Genomic DNA, 25649 nt, shown 5'->3' with positions numbered 1-25649 from the left:
TCGGGCGGTCTGGAATTGACACAGGTCAAGCGGGGCTATTCACGCCTGTGACGGAATGGCGCGCGCCGGCGGCGGCTTGCGCCGCGCAGGCGTTCCGATGCGGAGCGCGGTAGAGTGGAGCCGGGCCTTGCAGGAAGGGCCCAAGGCTTTGCTTTGAGATGGGATGGCCATGGATTTGCTGCGCTCCTACTGGTCGCCGGCGGAGCTGGTGACCAACGGACTGATTCTTCTGCATCTGTTGGGAGCGCTGGCGGTCGGGCTGCTGCTGGGGTACGAGCGCAGCTATCACGGGCGGGCGGCGGGGATGCGGACCTATGGGCTGGTCTGCCTGGCGTCGGCCGCGCTGACGGTGGTCAACGCCTATCCCGCCATGTGGTACGGGGGCATGGGGTTTCAGGGCGGGCCGCAGAGCGTTGCCGGGGCCGGCGACCCGACGCGGGTGATCCAGGGCATCGTCACCGGCATCGGATTCCTCGGCGCAGGCGTGATCATGCGCGAGGGGCTGTCGATTCGCGGCCTGTCCACCGCAGCGTCGATCTGGGCGACCTCAGCCATCGGCATCATCATCGGGCTTGGCTTCTACGCCGTCGCCATCGCCGCCGCGCTGCTGACCATCCTGGTGATGAGCCTGCTGCGGCCGATCGAGCGGCTGCTGCCGCACCGCTCGGTGGTCCATCTGACGCTGGTCTTTCCCCGCGACAAGGCGCCGCCGCCGGACGAGTTGCGGGCACAGGTGGCCCGCCATGGGTTCGAAGTGGTCGACTGGGCCTTCCACCTCGCCAATGGCAGCGGCCAGTTCGAATGCCAGCTGGTTCTGCAGGGCAAGGGCGACCTCGACCCGATGATACTGGTCGCGGCGCTCGCCGCCACAGACGCCCTGGTGGAGTTCAAGCTTTCGCCCTCGCGCATCTGACAAGGGTCGGGGAAAGGTGGGGATGGAATGCATATGTGCTTAATCTTTTCCTAAAACTTTAGCTTTATCGAAGCTGTACGATGACCAAGGATGCGATGAACGGCGGCGTGAGCGGCCGGTGGATGGAAAGCCGGTGCGGCAGCCTGCCGACCATCCGCAGTCGCACCCTGGCGGGACGCGGGCCGTCCTGTCTTCTACCCGGTTTTTTGCGTCTGCTTCTTGGCGCGGCCCTGCTTTGGCTCTGCGCATCGGGCGCAGCATCCGCGGCGGCGCCAGTGGAGCCGCTGCGGCTGGAATCGTCCACCGCCGGCGCCTCGCTGGCCGGCCATTTCGCCCGGCTGGTCGATCCTGAGCGCAAGCTGGACTTCGCTGACATCCTGAAGGCCGACGCTGCCGGAGGCATGGAGCCGCGCAGCGATTTCCGCGGCGCCGGCCAGACCCGCGACATCCATTGGTACCGGTTTGATTTGCTGCGCGCGCCGGGCGCTCCCGCGGACTGGATCCTGGAGATGGGCGAGGCCTACATCGACCATCTCGACCTGTTCGTTCCGAAATCGATGGCGGCGGCATCGATGGCGGCGGACGGACGGCCGCAAAATCCGGACGCCTACCGGCTGGTCCGGCTGGGGGATTTCGTGCCCTTCAGCCAGCGGCCGATGAAGACGCGGCTGCACGCCGTTCCGCTGACCCTGCCGGAAGGGCGGCCTGTCTCGCTCTATCTGCGCGTCGATTCGATCAGCGCCATCCGTCTGTCGGCCCGGATGTGGACACCGGCGGCCTATGCCGACCACCAGACGCCCGACCTGCTGTTCCAGGGCCTGTTCCTCGGCGTGCTGGGCATCCTGACGCTGGGATACGTCGCGTTGGGGCTGCTTCTGCGCGACGGGGCGCTGCTGGCCTACACCGGCTATGTCGCCACCGTCTTCTGCTATTACCTGTTCGCCAACGGCATCGCCGTCGCCCTGCTGCCGGACATGCCGGGCTGGGCCATCAACATGATGGTGGGCAGCAGCGGCTTCCTGGGCTTCGCCGCGGCGCTGATCATGTGGGTCTATATCCTCGACCTGCGGAGCCGTGCGCCGTGGCTGCGCCGCTGTTACCAGGGGCTGGCGCTGCTGTCCCTGCTGATGCTGCCGACGACCGTGTCGCCGCTCTACGCCCTGACCAACCCGGTGGTGACGCTGTCGGCGCTGGTCGTGGTGGTGATCGCGCTGGTGCTGACCGCGCGCATGGCGTGGCTGAACCCCGACGATCCCAGCCCGCGCTTCTATCTGGCGAGCACGCTGGTCTCGCTCGCCGGCCTGCTGCTGACGCAGATGTCGCTGCGCGGCGTGCTGCCGGCCGATTTCGCCGTCGCCGATCCTTACCAGATCTCGTCCATGCTGGCGGTTCTGGTGCTGGGCGTCGGTCTGGCCCTGCGCATCGGCCGCCTGCAGTCCGAACGGCTGCGCGCCCGCGAGGAATCGGCCTTCGCCACCAAGCGGGCGGAGGAGCAGCGCACCTTCGTCGCCATGCTGTCGCACGAGTTCCGCACCCCGCTCGCCTCCATCGACAGTGCGGCGCAGATGATCGAGCTGTCCGGGGCGGTCACGGCGCCGGCGGCGCTGACCCGGCTGGAGCGCATCCGCAACACCACCCGCAAGATGGTCGAGCTGGTGGAGCTGTTCCTGTCCTCCGACGCGCTGGACCAGGGGGCGCTGGCGCTGAAGCCGGAACCGGTGGCGCTGGGCCAGTTGATGGAGGAGGCGCTGGGCGGCCTGGCGGGAACCGAGGCGGAGGACCGGCTGGAGATGACGGTGGAGACGCCGGACCACCCGCTGCTGGTCGATGCGCCCTTCCTGGGGGTGGCGATCGGCAACCTCGTGCAGAACGCGCTACGCTATTCCCCGCCGGAAGCGCCGGTGCGGGTGACGGCCGGCCATGAGGCGGCCGGGGATCGAGGGGAGATCGTCATCCGTGTCGCTGACAGCGGGCGCGGCATGAGTCCCGAAGAGGTGGAGCGGATCGGCTCCATCTATTTCCGTGCTTCCTCCTCGAAGGGCACGAAGGGCACCGGGCTGGGGCTCTATATGACAAAGAAGATCGTTGCCGCCCATGGCGGCACCCTGACAGTGGAGAGCACGCGCGAGGAAGGCTCCGTCTTCACCATCCGGTTGCCGGATGACGGCGGGCAGGCGTCCGCCGCCGCCCGTCTCGCGGCTCAGTAAAGCGTCTTGGGGATCCGCTCCGCCAGAGAACGGTCATAGGCGTCGCCGCCCTCGCGCCCGGCGCTGGCCTCCGCCAGCAGCGACCCCACCGATGGCAGGCTGGCGCGCGGCACCTGCGCCGCCGGGTCCCACAGGTGGGAACGGAGCAGGGCGCGGGAGCACTGGAAGAACACCGTCTCGATGGTCACCACCAGCACCGATTTCGGCGCCTTGCCGTCGACGGCGAAGCTTTCGCACAGCACTTGGTCGGTGTCGATCACCGCGCGGCCGTTGACGCGCAGGGTCTCGTTCAGCCCCGGCACCAGGAACAGCAGCCCGACTCGCGGATCGGCCAGGATGTTGCGCAGGCTGTCGATGCGGTTGTTGCCGCGGCGGTCGGGGATCAGCAGGGTGCGGTCGTCCGCCACCCGGACGAAGCCCGGCTCGTCGCCGCGCGGCGAGGCGTCCAGCCCGCCCGGCCCGCTGGTGGCGAGAACGAAGAAGGGCGACGCTTCTATCAGCGCGCGGTAGCCGGAGGTCAGCGCCGGCACCTCCTTGGCGATGGAGGCGGCGACCGGTTCGCCATAGAGGGCTTCCAGCGCGGCGAGGTCGGTGATGGGGCGGCTCATTTCGCCTCCAGCAGGAAATAAACGAAGTCGATGGACGGGGCTTCCAAGCCGAACTGGCTCAGCAGGCCGTGGGCCTGTCCGCGATGGTGGGTCTGGTGGTTGAAGACGTGGGTCAGCACCTGGGCGAAAGGAAGCTCATGGGCTGTACCCGCCATGCTGCGGTAGGAGAGGACCGACTCGAACCGCTCATCCGGGGTGGCCGCCAGCACGCGCAGGATACGTTCGTCCTCCGCCTCGCGGGCGGCGCGGAGGGTGGCGAAATCGTCGCACAGGATCTCGTCGAGCGCCGAGGGCTTCGGCCCGGCGCCCTCGATCCGCTCCAGCCAAACCCGGTCGGCTACCAGGATGTGGTTCAGCGTGCCGCGCATCGACCGGAAGAAGGCGCCGCGGTCCTCGCGGAACTGCGCGTCGGACAGCCGGGCCGCGGCGTCGTACAGGCGGCGGTTGGCCCAGCGGTTGTAGCGGGCGAGGGTCTCGAAATACGGCTTGGGGTCCATGGGGAGTCTCACTGCGGGAGAGAGGGGATCACACCCCCGCGCGCTTGGCCGACAGGCCGGCGTGGGACAGCAGGACCTCGCGCTTGCCCTGGTGATTGGCGGGGCCGACCACCCGTTCGGTCTCCATCCGCTCGACCAGGCGGGCGGCGCGGTTGTAGCCGATCTGCAGCTGGCGCTGGATGAAGCTGACCGACACCTTGCCCTCGCGCACCACGAGGTTGACGGCCTGCATGTAGAGGTCGTCGCCGGTCGCAGCCGAACCGCCCTCCTCGTCCTCCACCGCGGCGGCTTCCTCCTCCTCCTCGGTGATGGCGGTGACGTAGTTGGGAGCACCCTGCGCCTTGACGTACTGGACGATCTCCTCGACCTCCGAATCGGAGACGAAGGGACCATGGACGCGGGTGATGCGGCCACCGCCCTGCATGTAGAGCATGTCGCCCTGGCCCAGCAGCTGTTCCGCCCCGGCCTCGCCCAGGATGGTGCGGCTGTCGATCTTGCTGGTGACCTGGAAGCTGATGCGGGTCGGGAAATTGGCCTTGATGGTGCCGGTGATGACGTCGACCGAGGGACGCTGCGTCGCCATGATCAGGTGGATGCCGGCGGCGCGCGCCATCTGGGCGAGGCGCTGGATCGCCGCTTCGATCTCCTTGCCGGCGACCAGCATCAGGTCGGCCATCTCGTCGACGATGACGACGATGTAGGGCAGCGGAGTCGGCTCCGACGGTGTCAGGTCGAAGACGTTTTCCGGCTCGCCCGGCGCCGGGGCGCGGCGCGGCATCTTCTCGCCGGCGGCGATCATCTCCGCCATGCGGGCGTTGTAGCCTTCGATGTTGCGCACGCCGAGCTTGGACATCGCCTCGTAGCGGCTTTCCATCTCGCGCACGGCCCAGCGGAGCGCCACCACCGCCTTCTTGGGGTCGGTGACGACGGGGGTCAGCAGATGCGGGATGCCGTCATAGACCGACAGCTCCAGCATCTTGGGATCGACCATAATGAAGCGGCAGCGCTCCGGCGGCAGCCGGTAGAGCAGCGACAGGATCATCGTGTTGATCGCCACCGACTTGCCCGAGCCGGTGGTGCCGGCAACCAGCAGGTGCGGCATGCGGGCGAGGTCGGCCACCACCGGCTCGCCGCTGATGTCCTTGCCGAGAGCGATGGCCAGTTGCGCCGTGGTGTTGCGGAAGGCGTCGTGGTCGAAGCTTTCGCGCAGGTAGACCATCTCGCGCACCGGGTTCGGCAGCTCGACGCCGATGACGCTGCGGCCGGGGACGATGGCGATGCGGGCGGTCACCACGCTCATGGAGCGGGCGATGTCGTCGGTCAGGTTGATGACGGTGGCGGACTTGGTACCGGGGGCCGGCTCGAACTCGTAGAGCGTCACCACCGGGCCGGGACGCACGTCCATGATCTCGCCGCGGACGCGGAAGTTCTTCAGGACGGTTTCCAGCATCCGCGCATTGCGGGCCAGCACCGATTCGTCATGCTGCTGGACCGGGCGCGGCGGCGGGTTCTGCAGCAGCGCGACGGCGGGCAGCGAATAGACGGCGGGATAGTCCGCCGGCTCCGCCGGAGCGGTCGGGGTGGCCGTGGCGGGCGGCGGCGCGTCCGGGGCGGGCGCGCAGGGGCTTGCCGCTTCCGGCGCCGGCGCGGCCTCGCAGGGGGGCGCGGCGGGCGCCTCGGCCTCGGCCGGGTCACGCGCCTCATAGGCCCACTCGACGCCCGACAGGAAGGCGAAGCCGGCGACCACCGCCAGCGCCTCGTCCGACAGGTTGGTGGAATAGACGGTGCCGGCGCGCGGGGTGCCGGGCAGAACCTCGACATCCCACATCACGCGGCCGTCGGGGCGCGGGTTGGGGACGAGGTTGAAGGGGCGGCCGTTCAGCGCGCACCACAGATTGAACTCGTCGGCGGTCACCACGCCCGCCTGGGTGGGCGGGGCGGCGAGATGCGGCATACGCGGGGTCATGCCGAGGCTCCCGGCTTCTGAACGGTGAGGGGGACTGGACCGGAGGAGGAGCCGCCCGGCAGAGGTTGGCGCGCCGCCAGTTCGCGCGGCGTCATCTCGTAGGCGGCGACCAGCAGCTTGTCGATGCCGACCCCGTCGCTGGACATCGGCAGGACCAGCCGCTCGAAGCTGCGGCTGCGGCCGCCGAAGACCGCGGTGTGGACACGGGCGACGGGCAGCCGTTCGCGGCGCACCGTCTCGTATTCCGGCTGCAGCACGGCGCGCTGTTCCGGCGGCAGATCGTCCAGCGTGGCGCCCAGGCGCGACTGGCCGAAGGCCGCGACCAGCGCCTTGCCGTAATAGGAATAGACGAAGGTGCCGGATTCCTCCCCGATCACCTCGAACACGACGATGTTGTCCTTCCACGGCCGCAGATCGGCCGGGGAGATGCTGCTGGGGACCGGCGGCCGGCCGGCGACGGATTTGGTGAGCCAGAATTCGAGCAGGCCGCTGAGGGACGGCGTCGCCAGCTCGGTTCTTTCCTTGGTCATGACAATCGCAGCTGGACGGGCGGCGCTCCCGCGGGGGTAACGCCGCCGGAGCTTTCAAGAGCCGCCGGAACCATACCCGCAAGGGCCGGTGCGGCGCAACCGCGAGGGCCAAGCCCGGCGGGTGTGCCGCAATCCCGGCTTTTACCGGCCGGCTCTTACCTGCGCTTCATCAGGCCGCGCAGGTGACGCCGGTGCCGCCAAGCCCGCAATAGCCGTTGGGGTTCTTGGCAAGATACTGCTGGTGGTAGCCTTCCGCGAAGTAGAAGGGCGGGGCTTCGCGGATCTCGGTGGTGATCGGGCCGTAACCCGCCTGGGCCAGCCGGTCCTGATAGGCCGCCAGCGTCGCCTCCGCCGCCGCTTTCTGGGCGGGGCTGTGGGTGTAGACGGCGGAGCGGTACTGGGTGCCGACATCGTTGCCCTGGCGCATGCCCTGGGTCGGGTCGTGCGATTCCCAGAAGACGCGCAGCAGATCCTCGGCCGTCACCATGGCCGGATCGTAGACGACGCGCACCGCCTCGGTGTGGCCGGTGCGGCCGGAGCAGACCTCTTCATAGGTCGGGTTCGGGGTGTGGCCGCCCTGGTAGCCGACGGCGGTCACCCAGACGCCGGGAACCTGCCAGAACTTGCGCTCCGCCCCCCAGAAGCAGCCGAGCCCGAGGTCGATGACCTCCAGTCCGGGCGGGTAGGGCGGGGCGAGGCGGTGGCCGTTGACGTGATGCTGGTCGGGCACCGGAACGGGTTGGCTGCGGCCGGGCAGCGCCTCCTCCGGCGTCGGCAGCGTCGGCGGCTTGCGCATGAAATGCCCCAGCATGGTCGGGTCTCCCATCAGTAGCGATCCGTTGGAGGGACCCCTTATGTCGGGTCGCGGCCCGGCCGCGGCAAGATGGCGCAGGACTGGCTGCCCATGCCGGGACCTTCGGGCGTTTCCCTGTGTTTGACCCTGTGAGCCAGGAGGAACTTGAGAAAGGAGAGTCACTATGGCGAGCACCACCGACGATCGCCTCGTCGAATCGCTGATCGACCACGGCCGCCGCAACGGCAACCGCCTGAGCGCCGAGGCGCTGGGCAGCGTCCTGCCCGTGGACACGATGACGCCGGAGGAAACCGCCGCGGTGATCGAGCGGGTCGAGGCGGCCGGTGTCGAGGTCGAATTGGACGATTCGCGCCTGATGCAGGGCCGTCCCAATCCGGCGCTGGCCCGGCAGACCGGCGAGTACCGCCGCGGCGACGGCGTGGTGGACATGGCGAGCCCGGCCGCGCCGGCGGTCTCGGCACCGGGTGCCGTGCCGTCGCGCCATGGCTGGGCCGACGACATCGGGACCGGCCATGCGGGCCATCACCATGGCGCCGCGCCGACCTGGACGCGCAACGGGGTGGAACTGCTGCCGCTGGCGTCGGTCGCCGTGGTCGCGCTGGTGCTGATCCTGATGCTCGGGTAACGCTGGAGCGCCTTCAGCCCGTCGCCAGGGCGTGGATGAGGATGGCGGCGGTGGCGGCGACGTTCAGCGACTGGACGCGCCCGCTGCCGGGGATGGTCAGCACCGCCTCGCAGGCCGCCAGCGTGGCCGGCGGGATGCCATCCTCCTCGTTGCCCAGGATCACGGCGGGCGGTTTGGCGGTCTGCTTGCCGCGCCAGCCGGTCAGCGCGCCGGCATCGACGGTCGGACGGGTCTGGTCCAGCGCCGTGCCGAAGACCCGGTGGCTGGAGCGCAGCCGCTTCAGCAGGGCGGGCAATGCTGGGGCGCGTTCCAGCGTCACCCACTCGAACCCGCCCTCCGCCACGCGATAGGCGGCTTCCGACGGCAGGGCCTGGCCGGGATGGTCGGAGACCAGCACGCGCGGCAGGCCGAAGAAGGCAGCAGTGCGCAGGATGGCGCCCAGATTGTGCGGATTGCCGACACCGTCGAGGATCAGCAGCGGCTCGCCCGTGCGGCGTGCGACCTCCGGATCGAACAGCGGCACGCTGCGCGGCGCCATCAGCGCCACCACCCCGCCATGCAGGACGGTGCCGGCGACCTTCGCCAACTCCTCGCCCTCCACCATGCGGTAGGGCTTGCGGGCGGCCGCCATCGCCTTGCAGAAGGCCCCCACCGCCGGTTTCAGCCGCTCGTCGAAGAACAGGCGCTCGACCCGCTCCGGCTCATGGGCGAAGAGCGCGGAGACGGCGGCCAGCCCGGCGACGCGGAACAGCTTGCGCGACTCGGTGGGCTCCGGGGTGGGCGGAGCGGACGGGGCGGCGGGCCTGGCGTGGGGGTGGGAGCGGGAGCGGCTGGGATGGGGCGGGCGCCCGCGCGGAGGCATGGAGGTCCTGTCTGTCTGAAATAGGGTGGCGGGTTACAGCAGCTTCACCACCAGGAAGCCGCCGATCAGCGCCACCGCGAACACGCTGGTGACGAGCGTCAGCCGCTTCTCGATGAAGGCGCGGATCGGCGGGCCAAAGAAGTACAGCAGGGCCGCGACCAGATAGAAGCGCATCGACCGCGATATGATCGAGGCGCCGATGAACACCCACAGCGGCAGATGGGCCACGCCGGCGGTGATGGTCAGCAGCTTGTAGGGGATGGGCGTCATGCCCTTGATGATCAGGATCTCCGCCCCGTACTCGACGAAGGTGTGGCGCAGCTGCTCGAACTTGTCGGTCAGGTGGTAGAACTCGATCACCCAGCGGCCGATGGTCTCGTATAGGAAATAGCCGATCATGTAGCCGGCGATGCCGCCGACCACCGAGGCCAGCGTGCAGATCGTCGCCAGTTTGAAGGCCGACTTGCGGTTGGCGATGACCATCGGCACCAGCAGCAGGTCCGGCGGCAGCGGGAAGAAGGAGCTTTCGGCGAAGGACACCCCGGCCAGCCATTTGGTCGAATCCTTCGACGCGGCCTTGGCCATGGTCCAGTCGTAAAGACGCTTCAGCATGAATGGGCTGCCCTTCGTCGCTGCCGTTGCGGTGCGCCGTAAGGCGCCTGTTGCAATGCACCTCGCGGCGCATGAGGCTCCTTATTAGGCGGGAGCGTGCCGGTGCGCCAGTGCCCAATTCGATCGCCCCCGGACAGGCAGGACCCATCCGGAGGCGTTAGCCCGGTCATGCGAGGCGGCTTCAGGCCGGTATCGTCAGGCGGCGGCAAGACCCTTCGGCGTCGCATTGGCGTTCGCCGTAGCGACCGCTGCCGGAGCGGCCTTGCGGCGCTCGCCGCGCAGGCGCAGCAGGTTGGCGGCGGCGCTGAAGGCGTCCGAGGCCATGGCGAAGGGCGACATCACCAGCGCGTTGTGGCTGATCCAGAAGGCGCCGGCCACCAGCAGCAACAGGCGCATGCGCACCGCGTCCGACTGCCAGCGCGCCAGGGTGGAGAAGGTGATGCCCAGGCTGGACAGCGCCGATGGCAGGCCCGACCAGGTGAAGACGGCGATCGTCGCGATGGCCGGCACCGTGGCGGCGAAGGCCGCGGTCTGCCAGCGGTTGCGCCCCTCCGGCATTGCCACCAGGGCCTGCGTCACCACCAGCAGGCACAGCGCCGCCGCGGTGTGGGCGCCCAGCAGCACATAGTGGATGATGAACATCAGGTTGGTCGCCGCCTGCCCGGCCAGCAGGGCGCGGCGCTTCTTCATCAGCGGCCACAGGCACGAACCGGCGAAGGCCGCAGCACCAAAGGCATCGGCGGCGGTGACGGGCAGGGGGAGGGACAGCATGGCGGCTGGGGCCTTGAGGGGAGGGCGGGGGCTGAAGGGCGCACCGGTGCCGTGCGGCGCCGCGGAGACGGCCCGTTCGGATGGTGGGGTGGGTGGCGTGTCAGGAAATGCGTTTGTTGCCGATCGGCCACGCTGGGTCCAAGCTGCAACGGAACCATATGTACGGTGCGTCGCCCCGCCGCACCACCGGGCTTCCCGTTGCCCAGGGCTGCGCCGCGTGCATGGAAGAAAAAGCGGACATCAGCACTTGGCGGAGCTTCGACGATAACTTGAAGCGGCCAAGCCGATGACTTGACTGGCAAATCAAGCGGTCAGCCGGCCGGCGGCGTCCCGCCCTCGTCCGTGGGTTGCCCGTCCTCGGGTTGTTCTTCCTTCAGCATCTCGTCCAGCCAGCGCAGGTGCGGTTCGGCGGCCTTGCGGGCCTCCTCCTGCATGCGGCGGTAGCGGGCGACCACCTCCTGCCCCAGCGGAGTCAGGCCGGCGCCGCCACCCTCGCGGCCACCGACGCTGGTGCGGATCACCGGCTCGCGGAAGGCCGTGTTCATCGTCTCCACCAGGAACCAGGCCCGCCGGAAGGTCATGTCCAGGGACCGCGCCGCGGCGGAGATGGAGCCGGTGCGGTCGATGGCCTCCAGCAACGCGATCTTGCCGGGGCCGATGGCGCCCGACGGGTGCATGAAGCGGACGCGAAGGTCGGTGGACATGGCGTTTGTCGGGGGCTTTCCGGTGGGATGGCGTTCCGATGGGATCCGAACAAGGATCGGAACAACCATGTGGGGACGATCCCACCGGTTCAAGCGACAAGTGGCGCAACAGGGGCAACCGCCGATGGGCGCGCGATTGGTCGCACCCCCCGGCGTATCCTTGTCCGGTGCCTATTCCGCCCCGGCGGCCTCGGCGAGGCCCAGGAAGGCGGGCAGCTCGTGGGTGACGACATAGGTGGGGATCGGGGCCAGGAAGTCGCGCATGCGGCCCTTCTCGGCGAAGCGTTTGCGGAAGCGGGAATGGGCGAACAGCGTTCCCAGCCTGGGCACGATGCCGCCGGCGATGTAGACGCCGCCCCGCGCGCCAAGCGTCAAAGCGAGGTTGCCGGCGACGGTGCCCAGCATGGCGCAGAACATCTCCACCGCCTCCACGCAATGGGGCTCGGTCCCGGCCAGCGCGTTGTCGGTGATCTGGGCGGGGGTGAGGGCGGCCGGTTCGCGCCCGTCCAGGATCGACAGGGCGTTGTAGAGGTTGACGAGGCCTGGCCCCGACAGCACCCGCTCGGCCGAGACATGGTCGAAGCCCTTGCGCAGCTGGGCCAGCACGGCGCTCTCACGGTCGCTGATCGGCGCCATGGTGACGTGGCCGCCCTCGCCCGACAGTGCCGTCCAGCGGCCGTTCGCCCCCGGCACCAGCCCCGACACGCCCAGCCCGCTGCCCGGCCCCAGCACGGCGACGACGGCCCCCGGCTGCGGCGCGCCGTCGCCGACCTGCCGGCGGTCCTCCTCGGCCAGACGCGGCACCGACAGGGCGACGGCGGTGAAGTCGTTGATGACGGCCAGCCCCTCCAGCCCCAAAGCGTCGCGCACCCGGCCAACGGAGAACTGCCAGACCAGATTGGTCATGGCGATGTGGTCGCCGGTGACCGGCCCGGCCACCGCGAAGGCGCCGCGCCGCGGCCGGCCCGGCGTGCCCGGGGCCGCCAGCCCGACCGCCGCAAGGTAGGCGGTGGCCGCGTCCTCGATCGAACCATAATCGGCACAGCGCAGCACCCGCGCCTCGCGCACCATCCGGCCGTCGATCAGGCCGAAGCGCGCGTTGGTGGCACCGATGTCGGCGACGAGGATGGGAGAGGCGGCCATGGGTCCGGACCTGCGCTGCTGGTGGGCCGAGCGGATGCTCAGGTGACCGGAAAGTCATACGGTGCGCGGGTCAGCGCGTCCACATAGCTTTCACGCCACCAGCTGATGTCGTGGCGTCGCAGAGTCCGCATCAGGGCGGCGTGGCGCTCCTTGCGCTCGCCCAGCGGCATGGTCAGCGCCCGCTGCAGCGCGTCGCCGACGCCCTCGATGTCGAAAGGGTTGACGATCAGCGCCTCGCCCATCTCGTGGGCGGCGCCGGCGAACTGCGACAGCACCAGAACGCCCGGATTGTCGCCGTCCTGGCAGGCGACATACTCCTTGGCGACCAGATTCATGCCGTCGCGCAGCGGCGTCACCAGCCCCACATTCGCCAGCCGGTAGAAGCCCGCCAGCACGCGCTGGCCGAAGCTGCGGTTCAGGTAGCGGATCGGCTGCCAGTCGAACTCGGCAAAGCGGCCGTTGATGCGGCCGGCCATCTCCGACAGCTCGCGGCGGATGGCGATGTATTCCGGCACGTCCTCTCGGCTTGGCGGGGCGACCTGCAGGAAGGACACGCGGTTGCAATGCTCCGGATAGCTTTCCAGAAGCTGTTCGAAGGCGGCGAAGCGCTGAGGCAGGCCTTTGGAGTAGTCGAGACGGTCGACGCCGATGATCAGCCGGCGGCCGACCAGGCTTTCGCGCAGCCGTTCGGCCTGGCGCGAACGTCCGGCGGTGCGGGCGAGGCTTTCCAGCGCCTCGGTGTCGATGCTGATGGGGAAAACCTTCGCCATCAGGGTGCGGCCGAAGGCGCGGATCATGGCGCTGCCATAGGCGCCGCGCTGCTCCACCGTGCCGTCGGTCTCGGTGCGGATGTAGTCGCAGAAGCCGCGCAGGTCGGTGGCGGTGTGGAAGCCGACCAGATCATAGGCGCACAACTCGCGGATCAGGTCGCGGTGGTTGGGCAGGGCGGTCAGCAGTTCCGGCGGCGGGAAGGGCGTGTGCAGGAAGAAGCCCATGCGCTGCGAACAGCCGCGGCGGCGCAACTCGTCGCCGAAGGGGATCAGGTGATAGTCATGGACCCAGATCATGTCGTCCGGGCGCAGCAGCGGCTCCAGCTTGTCGGCGAAATAGGCGTTGACCCGCTCATACCCCTCGCGCGTCCGCCGGTTCACCGAGATCAGGCCCAGCCGGTAATGGAACAGCGGCCATAAGGTCTGGTTGGCGAAGCCGTTGTAATATTCCTCATGGTCGCGGCGGCCGAGATCGAGCGTGGCGTAGGTCAGCTTCCCGGCATCGGTCCGGGTCGGTTCGGCCTGGGACTCGCCGTCGACGACATTTCCGCTCCAGCCGAACCAGATGCCTCCGGTCTTCTTCAGGGCCGCCAGGATGGCGACGGCGAGACCGCCGGCCGCCTGTTTGCCCTCTTCCATCAGGGCCACCCGGTTGGATACGACGACGAGCCTGCTCACGATCTTCTTCTCCTTATTGGCCGCCGGCAGGGCGTTCCGCAGCCCGCAAACCGGACCGTCTTTGGCAGATACCCGGCATTGGACCACTCTGAAACGACCGTCGGCGGGCTTGGTTCCGGGCGCCGGCCGTCAAGCTCAAGACACCGGTCCAAAGGTCCCGCTGCCTCCTGCCCCTTCGGTCATGCCCTTGCACGAAGGGTCATGCTGCAATGCAGCGAACGGTCCTGTGCGCTATCCGCTTCGCGATACCTCTCTCGCAGGTTAACATGATGTAATGCATGAGAAATTCTTTTTGCTCTTGAAGCCGGCCGGGGGCGCGTTCATATTGTGCAGTGCGGCAACGGTCGCGCCTCGGCGTGGACGTTGGCGTAACGCACTTCTTGGGCGTTTCCTCCCTAGACTGAAGGCCGCGGGTTCGCCCGCGGCCCTTTTTTTGCGCGAAGCCAGGGCTGCGGACCGTTCGCAAGCGGAAGCTTGGCCATTGACGTGATAGCGGGAAACTGTGGCAGGGGCGGGGCAATGGCCCTAAAGCGGCTCCAAAATTGTGGATGCGGGACCGGCGGTGTCAGCGCGGTCCCAGGCCGTTGGGCGGCAGCAGGCCCAGCGTGTCGACCAGTTCGGTCATGTGGCGGGCCAGCACGTTCAGGTAGGGCAGGCGGGTCAGGGCCGCCTCGTCCATGTAGAGGTCGCGGGCGATCTCGATCTGCAGGGCGTGGATGCCCTGGCGCGGCCGGCCGTAATGGCGGGTGGTGTAGCCGCCGGCATAGGGGTTGTTGCGGCTGACGGCATAGCCGAGCCCGCGCAGGAACTCCTCCGCCGCGTCGATCACCGCAGGCGCGCAGGCGTTGCCGTAACAGTCGCCCAGCACGATCTCGGGATGGTTGCCGCCCCGACCGCTGCCTTTCCCGGTGGTGGCGGTGCCGGCCGACGGCATCGAATGGCAATCGATCAGCAGGGCGTGGCCGAAGGCGTCGCGGGTGTCGTCCACCAGCCGGCGCAGGGCATTGTGGTAGGGGGTGTAGCAGCGGCTGACGCGGTCCAGCGCCTCGGCGAAGCGTAGCTTGCCCCGGTAGATGTCCTCGCCGTTGGCGACCACGCGGGCGATGGTGCCCAGCCCTGCCGCCACCCTGGGCGAGCGGGTGTTGACGTAGGCCGGCAGCGGATCGGCGAACATCTCCGGGTCCAGTTCGTAGGCTTCGCGGTTGACGTCCAGATAGGCGCGCGGGAACAGGGCGCGGATCAGCGGCACGCCGAAGCCAGGGGCGAAGGCGAAGATCTCGTCGACGAAACAGTCCTCGGACTTGCGCAGCGCGCGGGCATCCAGCCGGGACGAGGCGAGGAAGGCTGCGGAATAGGCGTTTCCGCTGTGCGGCGACGCCAGGACGAGCGGCAGCCTCTGGCTCTGCGGGGCCAGAATCTCGAAGGCCGGGGCGTCCGCCGCCGGAATGGCCGGACCGGCACCGGCACCGGCACCGGCGTCGCGTTGCGCGTCGAAGGAGGCGTCCATGGTTCAATGATGTAATGGACACCGGGGCCTTTTGTCACGGGAACCCCCGCCGCCCTGCCGCCGTCCGACAAAAAAAGCGCGAGGGCTCATGAAAGGGCTTGCGCGTCCGCGTCGAGGTCGGTATACACCCGCCCACGCCGGACGGAACGACGCCACGCGCTTCTCCGCCGGTCGATACAGTGGGCGGTTAGCTCAGCGGGAGAGCACTACGTTGACATCGTAGGGGTCACTGGTTCAATCCCAGTACCGCCCACCATTCTGAAGGCCGCGAACCGGAACGGGTTCGCGGCCTTCGCCGTTTTGGGTGCCGTTTTGGGGTCAGGTGGCCGGCATGACGGCAATGACCAGCGCCATGACCACGATGGCGAGGCCGCAGGTCTGGTTGAACCGGCTGACGGTCCGTGCAGTGACGCGGGCACGCACCAGCCCGACCGCACCGCTCAGCAGCAGCCACCACAGCGACGATCCGATGAACACGCCGAGCGGCAAGGGCAGGGACTCCGTCCAGCCGGGTTGCAGCCGTGCCTCCCCGGTCACGGAGGGGGTCAGCACCAGGAAGAAGGACAGGGTGACCGGGTTGCTCATGGTCAAGGCGACGGCCGCGGCATAGCTGCCGAAGGCACCGCGCGGGCCGGCGGCAACATCCACCGTCCGCCCCATTCCGCGCGACAGCAGGCGCCAGCCGAGCCACAACAGGAAACCGGCGGCGGCAACCCGTCCATACAGGGGCCAGACGCTGTTCGGCGGCAGCAGCCGGACAATTCCCACGGTGGTCAGACCGGCATAGACCATGTGGACGGTCGCCGCACCCAGCCCGGCGGCAAAGCCGTTGCGCGCACCTTCCGTCAGCGTCCGCTCGATGCACAGCAGTCCCATCGGGCCGATCGGTGCCGCGATGGTCAATCCCAGGATCATCCCGGTGAGCAGCCCGTCCATGGCCTGGGTCCGCGCCCGGTCCTCCGCCTTTGCACTACTGCCGGATCAGCCAGGGACGGGACACCTCGCTCGGTACCAGTTCGGTACCGTCGGGGCGCAGCCCCTGGCCGACGCGCACCGAGCCGGCCAAGGAAGCGTCATCCCGCCGGACCGCCAGTCCATTGGCGGTGGGGGTAACGCCCTGGCGGGGCTCCAATGCGATGGTGTCCTTTTCCGGGTCGAGGGCGAGGGGCCTTTCTGCCGGCGGCGTGGCCGCCATCTGCGCGCCTGCCGCCGTCTCGTCCGCGGCGGCCCCTCCCGCCAGCCCGATGGCAACCGGCAGCAGAAGTCCGACCAGTGCCGAGCGGGCGATAGCCGACCAGTTCGCGTCCATGTCTGCCTCCCAACATTCTGCGGTCCTTTCGGGATCGCCGGGACCAAGCGTTGCAAGGCAATGGCGGCGGTGCATCGTACGAACGCAGGAGGCATGACCTTCTGGAGGATCGGGCATCCGATCGGATATCGGTGCCGTCGGCCGGTGCCTATCGGAGCGGAGCGAGCCGGAGCGGCAGGCGGGTGCCCAACAGCAGGCGCACCAGTTCGGCCTGGCGTCTGGTGCCGGTCTTCTCGAATACGTGGCCCAGATGGGTGCGGGCGGTCGTCTGGGAAATCCCAAGCCGTCCGGCGCAGGCCTGCAGCCCGTCGCCGACGAGGATCTCCAGGGCCAGGGCCGCTTCGGCTGGCGTCAGTCCGAAGCAAGCCTGAAGCTGCGTCATGGACGGGCGGTGCCAACCCTGCGGATCGACTAGAAACAGCGAGGCCACGGCCTTTCCCTGTCCGATCCCGCACAGGTCGGCCGGCAGGGCCGCCACGCAGCCGGACAGCGGCGCCGGTCCGCGACCGAGTATGATCGGCAAGGCAGTATCGCCTTGCTCGATGCCGTCCCCCACCCGCCGGAGGCAGGTTGCGATGGCATCGCGAAAGGCCCGGTTCTCGGACCGGCAGGCGACTTCCACGATGCCGTTGCGCAGCCGCAGAACCTGTCCGGCCTGAAGCAGTTCCTCTGCCGCGCGGTTGGCGAAAAGCAGTCGGGTTTCGGCATCGACCAGCAGGACGGCAAGGTCGAACCGGTCGACCAGCCAGGCGAACATCGGCGAGCCAGCGATGCCGTGAAAGGAGCGGGAAGCCGGAACCGCAGACATGGCCGCCGGTGAATTGGACGCGGAGTGAGCGGCGAGACCGATCATTGGCGGACCTCCCTCCGGCCCGCGAAGAAAGGACATGGGCCGGCGCGTATTTGGATTGTTTATGGTAGGTCCAAAAACAGTCCAAAAACAAATGGTCGTGGGTGGTATGAGCCGACCGGATTCGGTGATGGCGTCACCCTTGCGTGCCCGGCGTTTTCCGACTTGCGCCGGCCAGGAATCTGTCGAGCTCGCCGGCGGTGGGCAGCGCATCGAAGACGCCGATCCGCCCGGCGACGATCGCCCCGCAGGCGGCGGCGCGCTCAAGACATTTCTCCAACGGCCGGCCCTGCACCAGCCCGGCGGCCAGCCCGGCGGTGAACGCGTCGCCGGCACCCAGCGTGTCGACGGCATCGACCGCGAAAGCCGGCTGGTGCAGCGGTGGATGCTCCGGCCGGCAGGCGACCGCGCCGCGTCCGCCCAGCGTGACCACGACCAATCCGGGACCGTGCTCCAGCAGCGGGTTGGCCAGCGCAGCCGCGTCCGGCACCGGATCGGTGTCGGAGCCGGGCCGCAGGCCAAGGGACTGCGCCAGCTGAACGGCCTCCACCGCATTCACCACCAGGATGTCGGTGTGCGACAGCAGGTTTGCGGGCAGGGCGCGGAATGGCGAGGGATTGAGCAAGGTCCGGACTCCGGCCGCACGGGCGAGCGCGAAGGCTTCGGCGATGGGCGGGTCATCGATTTCGAACTGGGCCAGAACCAGGGACGCGTGCGGCAATGCGGCGGCATTGCGGACATGCTCCGCCGTCAACAGCCGGTTGGCGCCGGGAAAGACGGCAAGGCAGTTCTCGCCCGCGCCGTCGGTGAAGCCGATCCCGGCGCCGGTCGCCCCCGGACAGCGGCGGATCATGGCCGGCGACAGCCCGGCGTCGGCCAAGGCCTGGGCGGCAAGCTGGCCGAACGGATCCTCGCCGACGGCGAACAGGCCATCCACCGCAACACCCAGCCGATGGGCGCCGAGGGCGAGGTTCAGCCCCTTGCCGCCGGCCTCAGCCGTGAAGGCGTTCGCGCGCAGCGACTCGCCGGGCTGCGGGAAGCGGTCAACCTTTGCGGAACAGGCAATCACGAAGCTCCCCAGAACGAAGAGAAACATGTTCTCATCCAGTCGGGCTGCCGCCATGTTGGCCTCCGTCAGATGGGGTTTCGCTGTGCCGAACCGGGTCATCTCTCCACAAGAGGCCAACGACGTGACCGTGGAAGGAATCGCAGAAGCAAGGCCGTCCCTGCATTCGCTGCTCAGGCTGCGCGACGACACCGCGCGACCGCTGTACCAGCAGCTCGAGGAGCAGCTGCTTGCGCTGATCGGGAACGGGAGCGTGCCTGCAGGTACGACTCTGCCTGCGGAGCGTCAATTGGCCGAAAGTCTCGGCGTCAGCCGGGCGACGGTGCAACGTGCCTATCAGATGCTGCGCCACCGCAAGCTGATCAGCGCCCATGGCCGGCTGGGCTTCATCGTGCAGGGTGACGGTCCGCGGCTCCACTCCGGCATGGACCGGTTGAAAGGCTTCACCGAGGAGATGCGCGAACTGGGACGGACCCCGTCGTCGGACATCCTGGACTGTCGGGCCGTCACCGACCGGTCCATCGCCTCGATCTTCGGGCTGCCCTCCACCGCCCGGTTTCTGAAGCTGGTGCGGGTCCGCCGTGGCGACGGTATTCCGATGTCGCGCGAAACCGCCTGGTACGATCTGGATGCCGCCCCGGCCCTGGCCGACTGCGACCTGTCGCGGTCGGTCTATGCCTGTCTCAGCGAGCATTGCGGCGTCCCCCTGACCCACTGCGACCAGACGATCGAGGCGACGCTGCCGCAGCCGCAGGAATGCGCGGTCTTCGGTTTTACCGAGCCGGTCGCCTGCCTGCTGATCAAGCGGCGCAGCTACACCGCCGCCGAGCGCATGATCGAATATGTGGAAGGGCTGTTCCGCGGCGACGTCTATACCTACCGGCTCAAGCTGACGGTGTGACGCCGGAGACGTTCGGCGATTTGCAAAGCGCGGCGGGCCGGCATCCAGGCAAAGCGGTTAAGCGAACGCCCAAAACAACAAAGGCCCGGCAGTCGCCTGCCGAGCCTTCGGTGTATTGGTGGAGCCAAGGAGGATCGAACTCCTGACCTCTACAATGCCATTGTAGCGCTCTCCCAGCTGAGCTATGGCCCCTTAACTCTGGGGGCCGGTCGTTTCCGTCCGGCCTTGGTGGAGCGGGATAATAGTCAGGCGGCGGAGTGATGCAAGCGGAAAATCGACCGTTTCGCGCTTTTTTTCACCGGCACCCCCGCCGCTCCCGACAACGCTCCCGTCCCACCGGGAAGGGCGCCGGTCAGCGCTCCTCCTCGTCCTCGCCCTCGACGTCGACGACCTCGTCCATGTCGTCCTCGCCCAGCTCCGACGTGTCCTCGATCAGGACATCGTCCTCATCGTCGGCAGTGTCGTCGGTCTCCTCGATGTCCTCGACGGACATGTCGTCCTCGACATCCTCGAGTTCCGGAGTCTCGGCCTCGGTCTCGGCCTCCTCCTCGTCTTCGGCCACCACCGCCACCTTCTTGGTGTCGTCGGCCGGGGCCGGGCGGGCCTTGCGGGACTTCAGCAGGGCTTCGGGATCGAATTGCGCACCGCAGCTCGGGCAGACCGGCGGGTCCTTGCGCATGTCGTAATAGCGAGCGCCACAGCTCGGGCAGATGCGCTTGACGCCCCATTCGGGTTTGGCCACGCCAGTGTCCTCCGTCACAAAAATCAGGGGTGTTCTCAAGAGGCGCCCTTTGCCACGGCCAGAGGCGCTTGTCAAAAAAAAGATGCCGGAACGGCGGCGCGGCCGGATGCCGCCGGTGCGCAGGGAACGCGGGAAAGAGGTATCCCGGTCGGACAGGGGTTGCCTTTACAGGGCGTTAACCATAACTGGCTAGAACGGACCTGCACATCGTGCAACTCCTCCATTTGGTTTCCTCCTTGAACTCGGGGCCGCCTTCGGGCGGCCTCTTTTCATTTGTGCCCGGCCGGCATCGGGAGGGGAGGAGGGGGGAGTCCGGCCCTCTCGCATCACGACGGGGGCTGTGATAGGAACGCGGCCACAACCGCTTCCCGCTCCGATCCGAAGGACCCGTCCCATGACGCAGGCCCCCGTCACCCAGCCCCCCGTCACGCAGGTGAAGCCGCTACGCTCCGCCGCCACCGGCGCGATCCAGGGCAGCATCCGCGTGCCCGGCGACAAGTCGATCTCGCACCGGTCGCTGATGCTGGGCGCCATCGCCGTGGGCGAGACGGTGATCCACGGCCTGCTGGAGGGAGAGGACGTCCTGCACACCGCGGCGGCCATGCGCCTGCTGGGCGCCCAGGCGGAGCGCGATGCCGCGGGCGTCTGGCGCGTGCGCGGCGTCGGGCTGGGCGCGCTGCAGGAGCCGGCGCAGGTTCTCGACATGGGCAACAGCGGCACCGCCGCCCGCCTGCTGATGGGGCTGGTCGCCGCCCACCCGATCACCTGCGTCTTCACCGGCGACGCCTCGCTGAACAAGCGGCCGATGGCCCGCGTCACCAAGCCGCTGGAGGAGATGGGCGCCCGCTTCGTCGGGCGGTCCGGCGGCCGGCTGCCGCTGACCGTGGTCGGCAGCGGCGATCTGGTCCCGATCACCTACCGGCTACCGGTGGCGTCGGCCCAGGTGAAGTCGGCGATCCTGCTGGCCGGGCTCAACACCGCCGGCGCCACCACGGTGATCGAGGCGGAGCCGACGCGCGACCACACCGAACTGATGCTGCGCCATTTCGGCGCCACCGTGACGACCGAGCGGCTGGAGGACGGCGCACTGGCCGTCACCGTCGTCGGCCAGCCGGAGCTGACCGGCCGCACCATCCATGTGCCGGCCGATCCCAGCAGCGCCGCCTTCCCGGCGGTCGCCGCCCTGCTGCGTCCGGGCTCGGAACTGCTGCTGAACGACGTCGGCATGAACCCGCGCCGCACCGGCCTCTATGACACGTTGGTGGAGATGGGCGCCGATATCGCCTTCGAGAACCGCCGCGACCAGGCGGGCGAGCCGGTGGCCGACCTGCGGGTGAAGCACAGCGCCCTTAAGGGCGTGGTGGTGCCGGCCGACCGCGCGCCGAGCATGATCGACGAATATCCGGTCCTGGCCGCCGCCGCCGCCTGTGCCGAGGGCACCACGGTCATGCTGGGCCTGAAGGAACTGCGGGTGAAGGAGAGCGACCGCCTCGCCATGGTGGCGGAAGGGCTGACCCGCTGCGGCGTGTCGGTGGAGGTCGGCGCCGACGACAGCCTGACGGTGCACGGCACCGGGGGCACGGGCAAAGGGCCGAAGGGCGGCGCCACCGTCCTCACCGCCATGGACCACCGCATCGCCATGAGCTTCCTGGTGCTGGGCATGGCGTCGGAGCAGCCGATTTCGGTCGACGACGGCGCCTTCATCGACACCAGCTTCCCCGGCTTCGTCGGGTTGATGAACGGGCTCGGCACGAAGATCGGCGAGGCGTGAGGCGATGACGCCGCCGCTTTCCAACCAGTCGGCGACGGCCAAGGCCGTCGTCGTCGCCATCGACGGCCCGGCCGCCAGCGGCAAGGGCACCCTGTCGCAGCGCATCGCCGACGCCTTCGGCTTCGCTCATCTCGACACCGGCGTGCTGTACCGCGCGGTCGGCGTGTCGGTCCTGCGGGCCGGCGGCGATCCGGCCGACAACGCCGCGGCGGCGCGGGCGGCCTATGAGCTGCACCCCGAACACCCCATCCTGCAGGAGGTGGCGCTGCGCACCGACGAGGCGGCGCAGGCGGCCAGCAAAGTGGCGGCGGTGCCGGAGGTGCGGGCGGCGCTGCTCGATTTCCAGCGGCGCTTCGCGGCCCATCCGCCGGGCGGCGCGCCGGGGGCGGTTCTGGACGGGCGCGACATCGGAACGGTGGTCTGCCCCGATGCCCAGGCCAAACTGTTCGTTACCGCTTCGGTGGAGGTCCGGGCCGAACGGCGACTCAAGGAGTTGCAGAGACGGGGGATTCCGGCTATATCCTCCGATGTCCTGGAGGACATGAAGGCTCGTGATGCGCGTGACAGCCAGAGAGCGGTAGCCCCGCTCCGTCCGGCTGTCGACGCTTTTGTGCTTGATACCTCCGCTCTCGATGCCGATCAGGTGTTCTCGATGGCGGTCGCTCACATCGGCTCGAAGACCGGTCTGAAGCCAGCGGCGTGACGCCGCGGTTAGGGCGGTCGGAAGCGGCGCGGGCGGGTCCGACACCCTCCACGGAAAACCATCAACCAAGTCGCCGGGCGTGGTGCCCGGCGCGGCGGTTCGGTCGAGGCCCCACCCGTTTTGCCGCGGGAGGGACCGGAACGGGGCTGCTTTCGCGCCACCTTTAGGAGTTTCAATGGCACAGTCACTGGCCCGCACGGTCGAAAAGGAAAGCTTCGCGTCTCTTCTCGAAGAGTCGCTGGGCGCGGCCGAGTCGCTCGAAGGCACGGTCGTCAAGGGACGCGTCGTCGCCGTCGAGAACGACATGGTCACCATCGACGTCGGTCTGAAGTCGGAAGGCCGCGTCGCGCTGAAGGAATTCGCCGTTGCCGGCCAGCCGCCCGAGCTGAAGGCGGGCGACACCGTCGAGGTCTACCTCGAGCGGATGGAAGACAAGAACGGCGAAGCGATGCTGAGCCGTGAGAAGGCGAAGCGCGAAGAGGCCTGGGCCCTGCTGGAGAAGTCGTTCAACGACCAGACCCGCGTCACCGGCGTCATCTTCGGCCGCGTCAAGGGCGGCTTCACGGTCGACCTGTCGGGCGCCGTGGCCTTCCTGCCCGGTTCGCAGGTCGACATCCGTCCGGTCCGCGACATCTCCCCGCTGCTGGGCACCCCGCAGCCGTTCCAGATCCTGAAGATGGACCGCTCGCGCGGCAACATCGTCGTGTCTCGCCGCGCCGTGCTCGAAGAAAGCCGCGCCGAGGCCCGTTCGGAGTTGGTGGCCAACCTCAAGGAAGGCCAGATCCTCCAGGGCGTCGTCAAGAACATCACCGACTACGGTGCGTTCGTCGACCTGGGCGGCGTCGATGGCCTGCTGCACGTCACCGACATCGCGTGGCGCCGCATCAACCATCCGTCGGAAGCCCTGCAGATCGGCCAGACCGTCACGGTCCAGGTCATCCGCTTCAACCCGGAAACCCAGCGCATCAGCCTGGGCATGAAGCAGCTCGAGGCCGACCCGTGGGAAGGCGTCGAGGCGAAGTATCCGGTCGGCGCGAAGTTCAAGGGCCGCGTCACCAACATCACCGACTACGGCGCCTTCGTGGAGCTGGAGCCGGGGATCGAGGGCCTGGTCCACGTTTCGGAAATGTCCTGGACCAAGAAGAACGTCCATCCGGGCAAGATCGTGTCGACTTCGCAGGAAGTCGAGGTCATGGTCCTGGACGTCGATCCGCAGAAGCGCCGCATCAGCCTCGGCCTGAAGCAGTGCCTGGACAACCCGTGGGAGACCTTCACCGACAAGTTCGGTCCTGGCACCGAGCTGGAAGGCGAAGTCAAGAACATCACCGAATTCGGTCTGTTCGTCGGCCTGCCGGGCGACATCGACGGCATGGTCCACATGTCCGATCTCGACTGGAACAAGTCGGGTGAAGAGGCGATCGCCGAGTACAAGAAGGGCGACCGCGTCAAGGTCAAGGTTCTCGACGTCGACGTCGAGAAGGAGCGCATCAGCCTGGGCATCAAGCAGCTGGCGAACGACCCGTTCGAGGCTGCCACCGCCGGTCTGAAGAAGAACGAGGTCGTGACCTGCACCGTGACGCAGGTGACGGACGGCGGCATCGAAGTGGCTGTCGGCGAGGGCTACACCGGCTTCATCCGCAAGTCGGACCTGTCCCGCGAGCGTTCCGAACAGCGCCCGGACCGTTTCGCCGTCGGCGAAAAGGTCGACGCCAAGGTCACCCAGATCGACCGCGCTTCCCGCCGCATCTCGCTGTCCATCAAGGCCCGCGAGATGGAGGAAGAGAAGCAGGCGATGGCCGAGTTCGGTTCGTCCGACTCGGGCGCCTCGCTGGGCGACATCCTGGGCGCCGCTCTGAAGCGCAAGCAGCAGAACGACGAGTGATCGCCTGACGCCGTTCTCCCTCCAATCGGACGGACCTTTGGTCCGCCGAGGGGGGGAGGGGGCTCGCGATCTCCCGGAAGGGTAGGAGAAAGGCCGCGTCCCGATTGGGGCGCGGCCTTTTTCGTTGTGGGCGGCCGATGGACGGTCAGGTGCTGCGGTGTCGGGCAAGATCGACACGGATTACACGGATTTCAGCACGGATTTCACGGATGTGGCGTTGCCGGGTCGTCGCCGACCAAGCAGCGGTATCATCCATGCATCAGGATCGGGCTTGCATCGCGGTCGCCGGTCGGCGGACACGCGTTTCCCAAGCCCAAGAAAAATCCGTGTAATCCGTGCCTAAATCCGCAAAATCCGTGTCAAATCTTGTGTGCTCATGATCTACTCCTCCAGCCGCCTACCGCCGCGGCTCCGGGCTGCGGGTCAGGGAGGTGATGCTGTCGTCGTAGCGGAATTCGGGCATGTCGCGGACGCTGGCGGCGGTGACGTCGCGCAGCTGGATCGCCTCGGTCCCGCTACGGATGTCGGCCAGGGTCAGGTCGGCGGCAATGTCCTTGCCGCCGAAGCCCAGGATGCCGCCGGAGTGGATGACGATGTATTGGGCCTCGCCCTTGTCGTCGAGGATCACGTCGGTGACGGTGCCGATCTTCGACCCGTCGGCGCCGACGACGTTGCGGTTCATCAGTTGGTCGACGCTGGGACCGGTCTTGCGCTCCACCGCGGCGCCGACGACCGGAGTAGAGCCGTTGATGATCATGGTCTGCGCGGCAGCCTGCGGCGGAGTCGCCATCCCGGCCAGCAATGTCAGCCCGGATAGCGTCAGCGCGGTCCGCCCCAACCACATCTTGTGCCTGATCTTCCGCATGGGTGCCTCTCCTCCCCCAGACCCACGATGGAGTCACCTTGGCTCCAGGGCCTTCAACCGGGCGTGCAGGAAATAGTTGCGGGGTGGCCGCTTCTGCCCCTCTTCCGTGTCTCGACCCTGGGCCGACAGCGGCGACTCGGGGCCTAACGCGGCCGGCTTTTCGAGTCGCTCCAAGGATTCCGCCGCTTTGCCTCGAGTCGCGACACAGCGAATCGGTGGTGGGTCGAACAGGCCACAGGCAACAATATGTTGATTTCCACCGCAACGAAGCACTGGCGGACGGCGGTGTTTTGCGCTCTAATCATGGGGTGGCGCCGTCCGGTCCAATGGAGACGGCGATTCGAGTGCCTACA

The 25649-nt window shown here is 68.4% G+C and carries 25 protein-coding genes and 2 tRNA genes; 8 read left to right on the top strand and 19 right to left on the bottom strand.

Going from position 1 to position 25649, the window contains the following annotated elements; genetic code table 11:
• Positions 1–169: 169 nt before the first annotated feature.
• Together FZ983_RS29845 and FZ983_RS29840 are read left to right on the top strand one after the other, a co-directional pair.
• A complete protein-coding gene (locus FZ983_RS29845) occupies positions 170–913 on the top strand; it encodes an MgtC/SapB family protein (RefSeq protein ID WP_149228193.1) in 744 nt (247 codons plus the stop codon).
• An 80-nt stretch (positions 914–993) separates the two neighbouring features.
• The gene (locus tag FZ983_RS29840; protein WP_149228192.1) at positions 994–3120 is read left to right on the top strand and encodes a sensor histidine kinase; all 2127 of its coding nucleotides are present in this window, start codon (positions 994–996) and stop codon (positions 3118–3120) included.
• On the opposite strand, the gene FZ983_RS29835 is transcribed toward FZ983_RS29840, so the two are convergent.
• The 5 genes from FZ983_RS29835 to msrA form a co-directional block, all read right to left on the bottom strand.
• Complete coding sequence (locus FZ983_RS29835) at positions 3114–3728, bottom strand: pyridoxamine 5'-phosphate oxidase family protein (RefSeq protein ID WP_149228191.1); 615 nt, start codon at positions 3726–3728, stop codon at positions 3114–3116. The two genes, FZ983_RS29840 and FZ983_RS29835, sit on opposite strands and share 7 nt — an antisense overlap.
• The gene (locus FZ983_RS29830; protein WP_149228190.1) at positions 3725–4225 is read right to left on the bottom strand and encodes a DinB family protein; all 501 of its coding nucleotides are present in this window, start codon (positions 4223–4225) and stop codon (positions 3725–3727) included. The genes FZ983_RS29835 and FZ983_RS29830 overlap by 4 nt, the downstream gene beginning before the upstream one ends.
• A gap of 28 nt (positions 4226–4253) precedes the next feature.
• On the bottom strand, positions 4254–6191 hold the full coding sequence (locus FZ983_RS29825) for a DNA translocase FtsK (protein WP_149228189.1): 1938 nt from the start codon (positions 6189–6191) through the stop codon (positions 4254–4256).
• Positions 6188–6721 (bottom strand): hypothetical protein, encoded by a 534-nt coding sequence (locus FZ983_RS29820; protein ID WP_149228188.1) that lies wholly within the window; start codon positions 6719–6721, stop codon positions 6188–6190. The genes FZ983_RS29825 and FZ983_RS29820 overlap by 4 nt, the downstream gene beginning before the upstream one ends.
• A 169-nt stretch (positions 6722–6890) precedes the next feature.
• Positions 6891–7532, bottom strand: a complete 642-nt coding sequence (msrA, locus tag FZ983_RS29815) for a peptide-methionine (S)-S-oxide reductase MsrA (RefSeq protein ID WP_149228238.1) — start codon at positions 7530–7532, stop codon at positions 6891–6893.
• Positions 7533–7698: 166 nt separating this feature from the next.
• Between msrA and FZ983_RS29810 the strand changes: the two genes are divergently transcribed.
• A complete protein-coding gene (locus FZ983_RS29810; RefSeq protein ID WP_149228187.1) occupies positions 7699–8160 on the top strand; it encodes a hypothetical protein in 462 nt (153 codons plus the stop codon).
• 13 nt (positions 8161–8173) lie between these two features.
• Here FZ983_RS29810 and FZ983_RS29805 read toward each other — a convergent pair whose 3' ends face one another.
• From FZ983_RS29805 to FZ983_RS29775, 7 genes are all read right to left on the bottom strand, one after another.
• Positions 8174–9022: an RNA methyltransferase gene (locus FZ983_RS29805; RefSeq protein ID WP_149228186.1), complete on the bottom strand. Its 849-nt coding sequence runs from the start codon at positions 9020–9022 to the stop codon at positions 8174–8176.
• 33 nt (positions 9023–9055) lie between these two features.
• Entirely contained in the window at positions 9056–9634 is a 579-nt protein-coding gene (locus FZ983_RS29800) for a YqaA family protein (RefSeq protein WP_149228185.1), read from the bottom strand.
• A gap of 195 nt (positions 9635–9829) precedes the next feature.
• Positions 9830–10405 carry a YgjV family protein gene (locus tag FZ983_RS29795; protein ID WP_149228184.1) on the bottom strand — a complete coding sequence of 192 codons (576 nt, stop codon included), beginning with the start codon at positions 10403–10405 and terminating at the stop codon, positions 9830–9832.
• A gap of 311 nt (positions 10406–10716) precedes the next feature.
• Complete coding sequence (locus FZ983_RS29790) at positions 10717–11109, bottom strand: LysR family transcriptional regulator (protein WP_149228183.1); 393 nt, start codon at positions 11107–11109, stop codon at positions 10717–10719.
• 171 nt (positions 11110–11280) lie between these two features.
• The gene (locus FZ983_RS29785; RefSeq protein WP_149228182.1) at positions 11281–12252 is read right to left on the bottom strand and encodes a glucokinase; all 972 of its coding nucleotides are present in this window, start codon (positions 12250–12252) and stop codon (positions 11281–11283) included.
• A gap of 38 nt (positions 12253–12290) precedes the next feature.
• Positions 12291–13700 carry an alpha,alpha-trehalose-phosphate synthase (UDP-forming) gene (gene otsA, locus FZ983_RS29780; protein ID WP_149228181.1) on the bottom strand — a complete coding sequence of 470 codons (1410 nt, stop codon included), beginning with the start codon at positions 13698–13700 and terminating at the stop codon, positions 12291–12293.
• A 565-nt stretch (positions 13701–14265) separates the two neighbouring features.
• On the bottom strand, positions 14266–15207 hold the full coding sequence (locus FZ983_RS29775; protein ID WP_149228180.1) for an N-formylglutamate amidohydrolase: 942 nt from the start codon (positions 15205–15207) through the stop codon (positions 14266–14268).
• A gap of 181 nt (positions 15208–15388) precedes the next feature.
• Between FZ983_RS29775 and FZ983_RS29770 the strand changes: the two genes are divergently transcribed.
• Positions 15389–15463 (top strand) — tRNA-Val (locus FZ983_RS29770).
• Between the two features lie 62 nt (positions 15464–15525).
• On the opposite strand, the gene FZ983_RS29765 is transcribed toward FZ983_RS29770, so the two are convergent.
• From FZ983_RS29765 to FZ983_RS29750, 4 genes are all read right to left on the bottom strand, one after another.
• On the bottom strand, positions 15526–16143 hold the full coding sequence (locus tag FZ983_RS29765) for a LysE family transporter (protein WP_149228179.1): 618 nt from the start codon (positions 16141–16143) through the stop codon (positions 15526–15528).
• Positions 16144–16177: 34 nt separating this feature from the next.
• Complete coding sequence (locus FZ983_RS29760; protein WP_149228178.1) at positions 16178–16516, bottom strand: hypothetical protein; 339 nt, start codon at positions 16514–16516, stop codon at positions 16178–16180.
• Positions 16517–16664: 148 nt separating this feature from the next.
• Complete coding sequence (locus FZ983_RS29755) at positions 16665–17369, bottom strand: helix-turn-helix transcriptional regulator (RefSeq protein ID WP_149228177.1); 705 nt, start codon at positions 17367–17369, stop codon at positions 16665–16667.
• A gap of 133 nt (positions 17370–17502) precedes the next feature.
• Positions 17503–18489: a ribokinase gene (locus FZ983_RS29750; RefSeq protein ID WP_211103012.1), complete on the bottom strand. Its 987-nt coding sequence runs from the start codon at positions 18487–18489 to the stop codon at positions 17503–17505.
• A gap of 67 nt (positions 18490–18556) precedes the next feature.
• Here FZ983_RS29750 and FZ983_RS29745 point away from each other — a divergent pair, with 67 nt between their 5' ends.
• A complete protein-coding gene (locus tag FZ983_RS29745; protein WP_149228176.1) occupies positions 18557–19333 on the top strand; it encodes a GntR family transcriptional regulator in 777 nt (258 codons plus the stop codon).
• A 116-nt stretch (positions 19334–19449) separates the two neighbouring features.
• Here FZ983_RS29745 and FZ983_RS29740 read toward each other — a convergent pair.
• Positions 19450–19525, bottom strand: a tRNA-Ala gene (locus FZ983_RS29740).
• Between the two features lie 160 nt (positions 19526–19685).
• Entirely contained in the window at positions 19686–20075 is a 390-nt protein-coding gene (locus FZ983_RS29735; protein WP_149228175.1) for a TIGR02300 family protein, read from the bottom strand.
• Between the two features lie 394 nt (positions 20076–20469).
• Here FZ983_RS29735 and aroA point away from each other — a divergent pair, with 394 nt between their 5' ends.
• From aroA to rpsA, 3 genes are all read left to right on the top strand, one after another.
• A complete protein-coding gene (aroA, locus tag FZ983_RS29730; protein WP_149228174.1) occupies positions 20470–21846 on the top strand; it encodes a 3-phosphoshikimate 1-carboxyvinyltransferase in 1377 nt (458 codons plus the stop codon).
• Positions 21847–21850: 4 nt separating this feature from the next.
• A complete protein-coding gene (gene cmk / locus FZ983_RS29725) occupies positions 21851–22549 on the top strand; it encodes a (d)CMP kinase (protein WP_149228173.1) in 699 nt (232 codons plus the stop codon).
• Between the two features lie 175 nt (positions 22550–22724).
• Positions 22725–24431, top strand: coding sequence for a 30S ribosomal protein S1 (gene rpsA / locus FZ983_RS29720; protein WP_149228172.1), 1707 nt, complete (start codon positions 22725–22727; stop codon positions 24429–24431).
• Positions 24432–24828: 397 nt separating this feature from the next.
• On the opposite strand, the gene FZ983_RS29715 is transcribed toward rpsA, so the two are convergent.
• A complete protein-coding gene (locus FZ983_RS29715) occupies positions 24829–25296 on the bottom strand; it encodes a PRC-barrel domain-containing protein (protein ID WP_149228171.1) in 468 nt (155 codons plus the stop codon).
• Between the last annotated feature and the right edge of the window lie 353 nt (positions 25297–25649).

It is taken from the genome of Azospirillum sp. B21 (assembly GCF_008364825.1).
In the GTDB taxonomy this organism is placed as follows: domain Bacteria; phylum Pseudomonadota; class Alphaproteobacteria; order Azospirillales; family Azospirillaceae; genus Azospirillum.
The sequence above is the reverse complement of the archived record's forward strand: the minus strand, read 5'-3'. Positions and strand labels throughout refer to the sequence as shown.

What these genes read in the sequence shown, in the direction of transcription:
- cmk (WP_149228173.1), top strand. Translation starts at nt 21,851, where the DNA reads ATGACGCCGCCGCTTTCCAACCAGTCGGCGACGGCCAAGGCCGTCGTC.
- FZ983_RS29820 (WP_149228188.1), bottom strand. Translation starts at nt 6,721, where the DNA reads ATGACCAAGGAAAGAACCGAGCTGGCGACGCCGTCCCTCAGCGGCCTG.
- FZ983_RS29775 (WP_149228180.1), bottom strand. Translation starts at nt 15,207, where the DNA reads ATGGACGCCTCCTTCGACGCGCAACGCGACGCCGGTGCCGGTGCCGGT.
- FZ983_RS29830 (WP_149228190.1), bottom strand. Translation starts at nt 4,225, where the DNA reads ATGGACCCCAAGCCGTATTTCGAGACCCTCGCCCGCTACAACCGCTGG.
- FZ983_RS29790 (WP_149228183.1), bottom strand. Translation starts at nt 11,109, where the DNA reads ATGTCCACCGACCTTCGCGTCCGCTTCATGCACCCGTCGGGCGCCATC.
- FZ983_RS29840 (WP_149228192.1), top strand. Translation starts at nt 994, where the DNA reads ATGACCAAGGATGCGATGAACGGCGGCGTGAGCGGCCGGTGGATGGAA.
- FZ983_RS29800 (WP_149228185.1), bottom strand. Translation starts at nt 9,634, where the DNA reads ATGCTGAAGCGTCTTTACGACTGGACCATGGCCAAGGCCGCGTCGAAG.
- FZ983_RS29750 (WP_211103012.1), bottom strand. Translation starts at nt 18,489, where the DNA reads ATGGCGGCAGCCCGACTGGATGAGAACATGTTTCTCTTCGTTCTGGGG.
- FZ983_RS29810 (WP_149228187.1), top strand. Translation starts at nt 7,699, where the DNA reads ATGGCGAGCACCACCGACGATCGCCTCGTCGAATCGCTGATCGACCAC.
- FZ983_RS29785 (WP_149228182.1), bottom strand. Translation starts at nt 12,252, where the DNA reads ATGGCCGCCTCTCCCATCCTCGTCGCCGACATCGGTGCCACCAACGCG.
- FZ983_RS29845 (WP_149228193.1), top strand. Translation starts at nt 170, where the DNA reads ATGGATTTGCTGCGCTCCTACTGGTCGCCGGCGGAGCTGGTGACCAAC.
- FZ983_RS29825 (WP_149228189.1), bottom strand. Translation starts at nt 6,191, where the DNA reads ATGACCCCGCGTATGCCGCATCTCGCCGCCCCGCCCACCCAGGCGGGC.
- FZ983_RS29755 (WP_149228177.1), bottom strand. Translation starts at nt 17,369, where the DNA reads ATGATCGGTCTCGCCGCTCACTCCGCGTCCAATTCACCGGCGGCCATG.
- FZ983_RS29805 (WP_149228186.1), bottom strand. Translation starts at nt 9,022, where the DNA reads ATGCCTCCGCGCGGGCGCCCGCCCCATCCCAGCCGCTCCCGCTCCCAC.
- aroA (WP_149228174.1), top strand. Translation starts at nt 20,470, where the DNA reads ATGACGCAGGCCCCCGTCACCCAGCCCCCCGTCACGCAGGTGAAGCCG.
- FZ983_RS29715 (WP_149228171.1), bottom strand. Translation starts at nt 25,296, where the DNA reads ATGCGGAAGATCAGGCACAAGATGTGGTTGGGGCGGACCGCGCTGACG.
- FZ983_RS29835 (WP_149228191.1), bottom strand. Translation starts at nt 3,728, where the DNA reads ATGAGCCGCCCCATCACCGACCTCGCCGCGCTGGAAGCCCTCTATGGC.
- rpsA (WP_149228172.1), top strand. Translation starts at nt 22,725, where the DNA reads ATGGCACAGTCACTGGCCCGCACGGTCGAAAAGGAAAGCTTCGCGTCT.
- msrA (WP_149228238.1), bottom strand. Translation starts at nt 7,532, where the DNA reads ATGCTGGGGCATTTCATGCGCAAGCCGCCGACGCTGCCGACGCCGGAG.
- FZ983_RS29760 (WP_149228178.1), bottom strand. Translation starts at nt 16,516, where the DNA reads ATGGACGCGAACTGGTCGGCTATCGCCCGCTCGGCACTGGTCGGACTT.
- FZ983_RS29765 (WP_149228179.1), bottom strand. Translation starts at nt 16,143, where the DNA reads ATGGACGGGCTGCTCACCGGGATGATCCTGGGATTGACCATCGCGGCA.
- FZ983_RS29795 (WP_149228184.1), bottom strand. Translation starts at nt 10,405, where the DNA reads ATGCTGTCCCTCCCCCTGCCCGTCACCGCCGCCGATGCCTTTGGTGCT.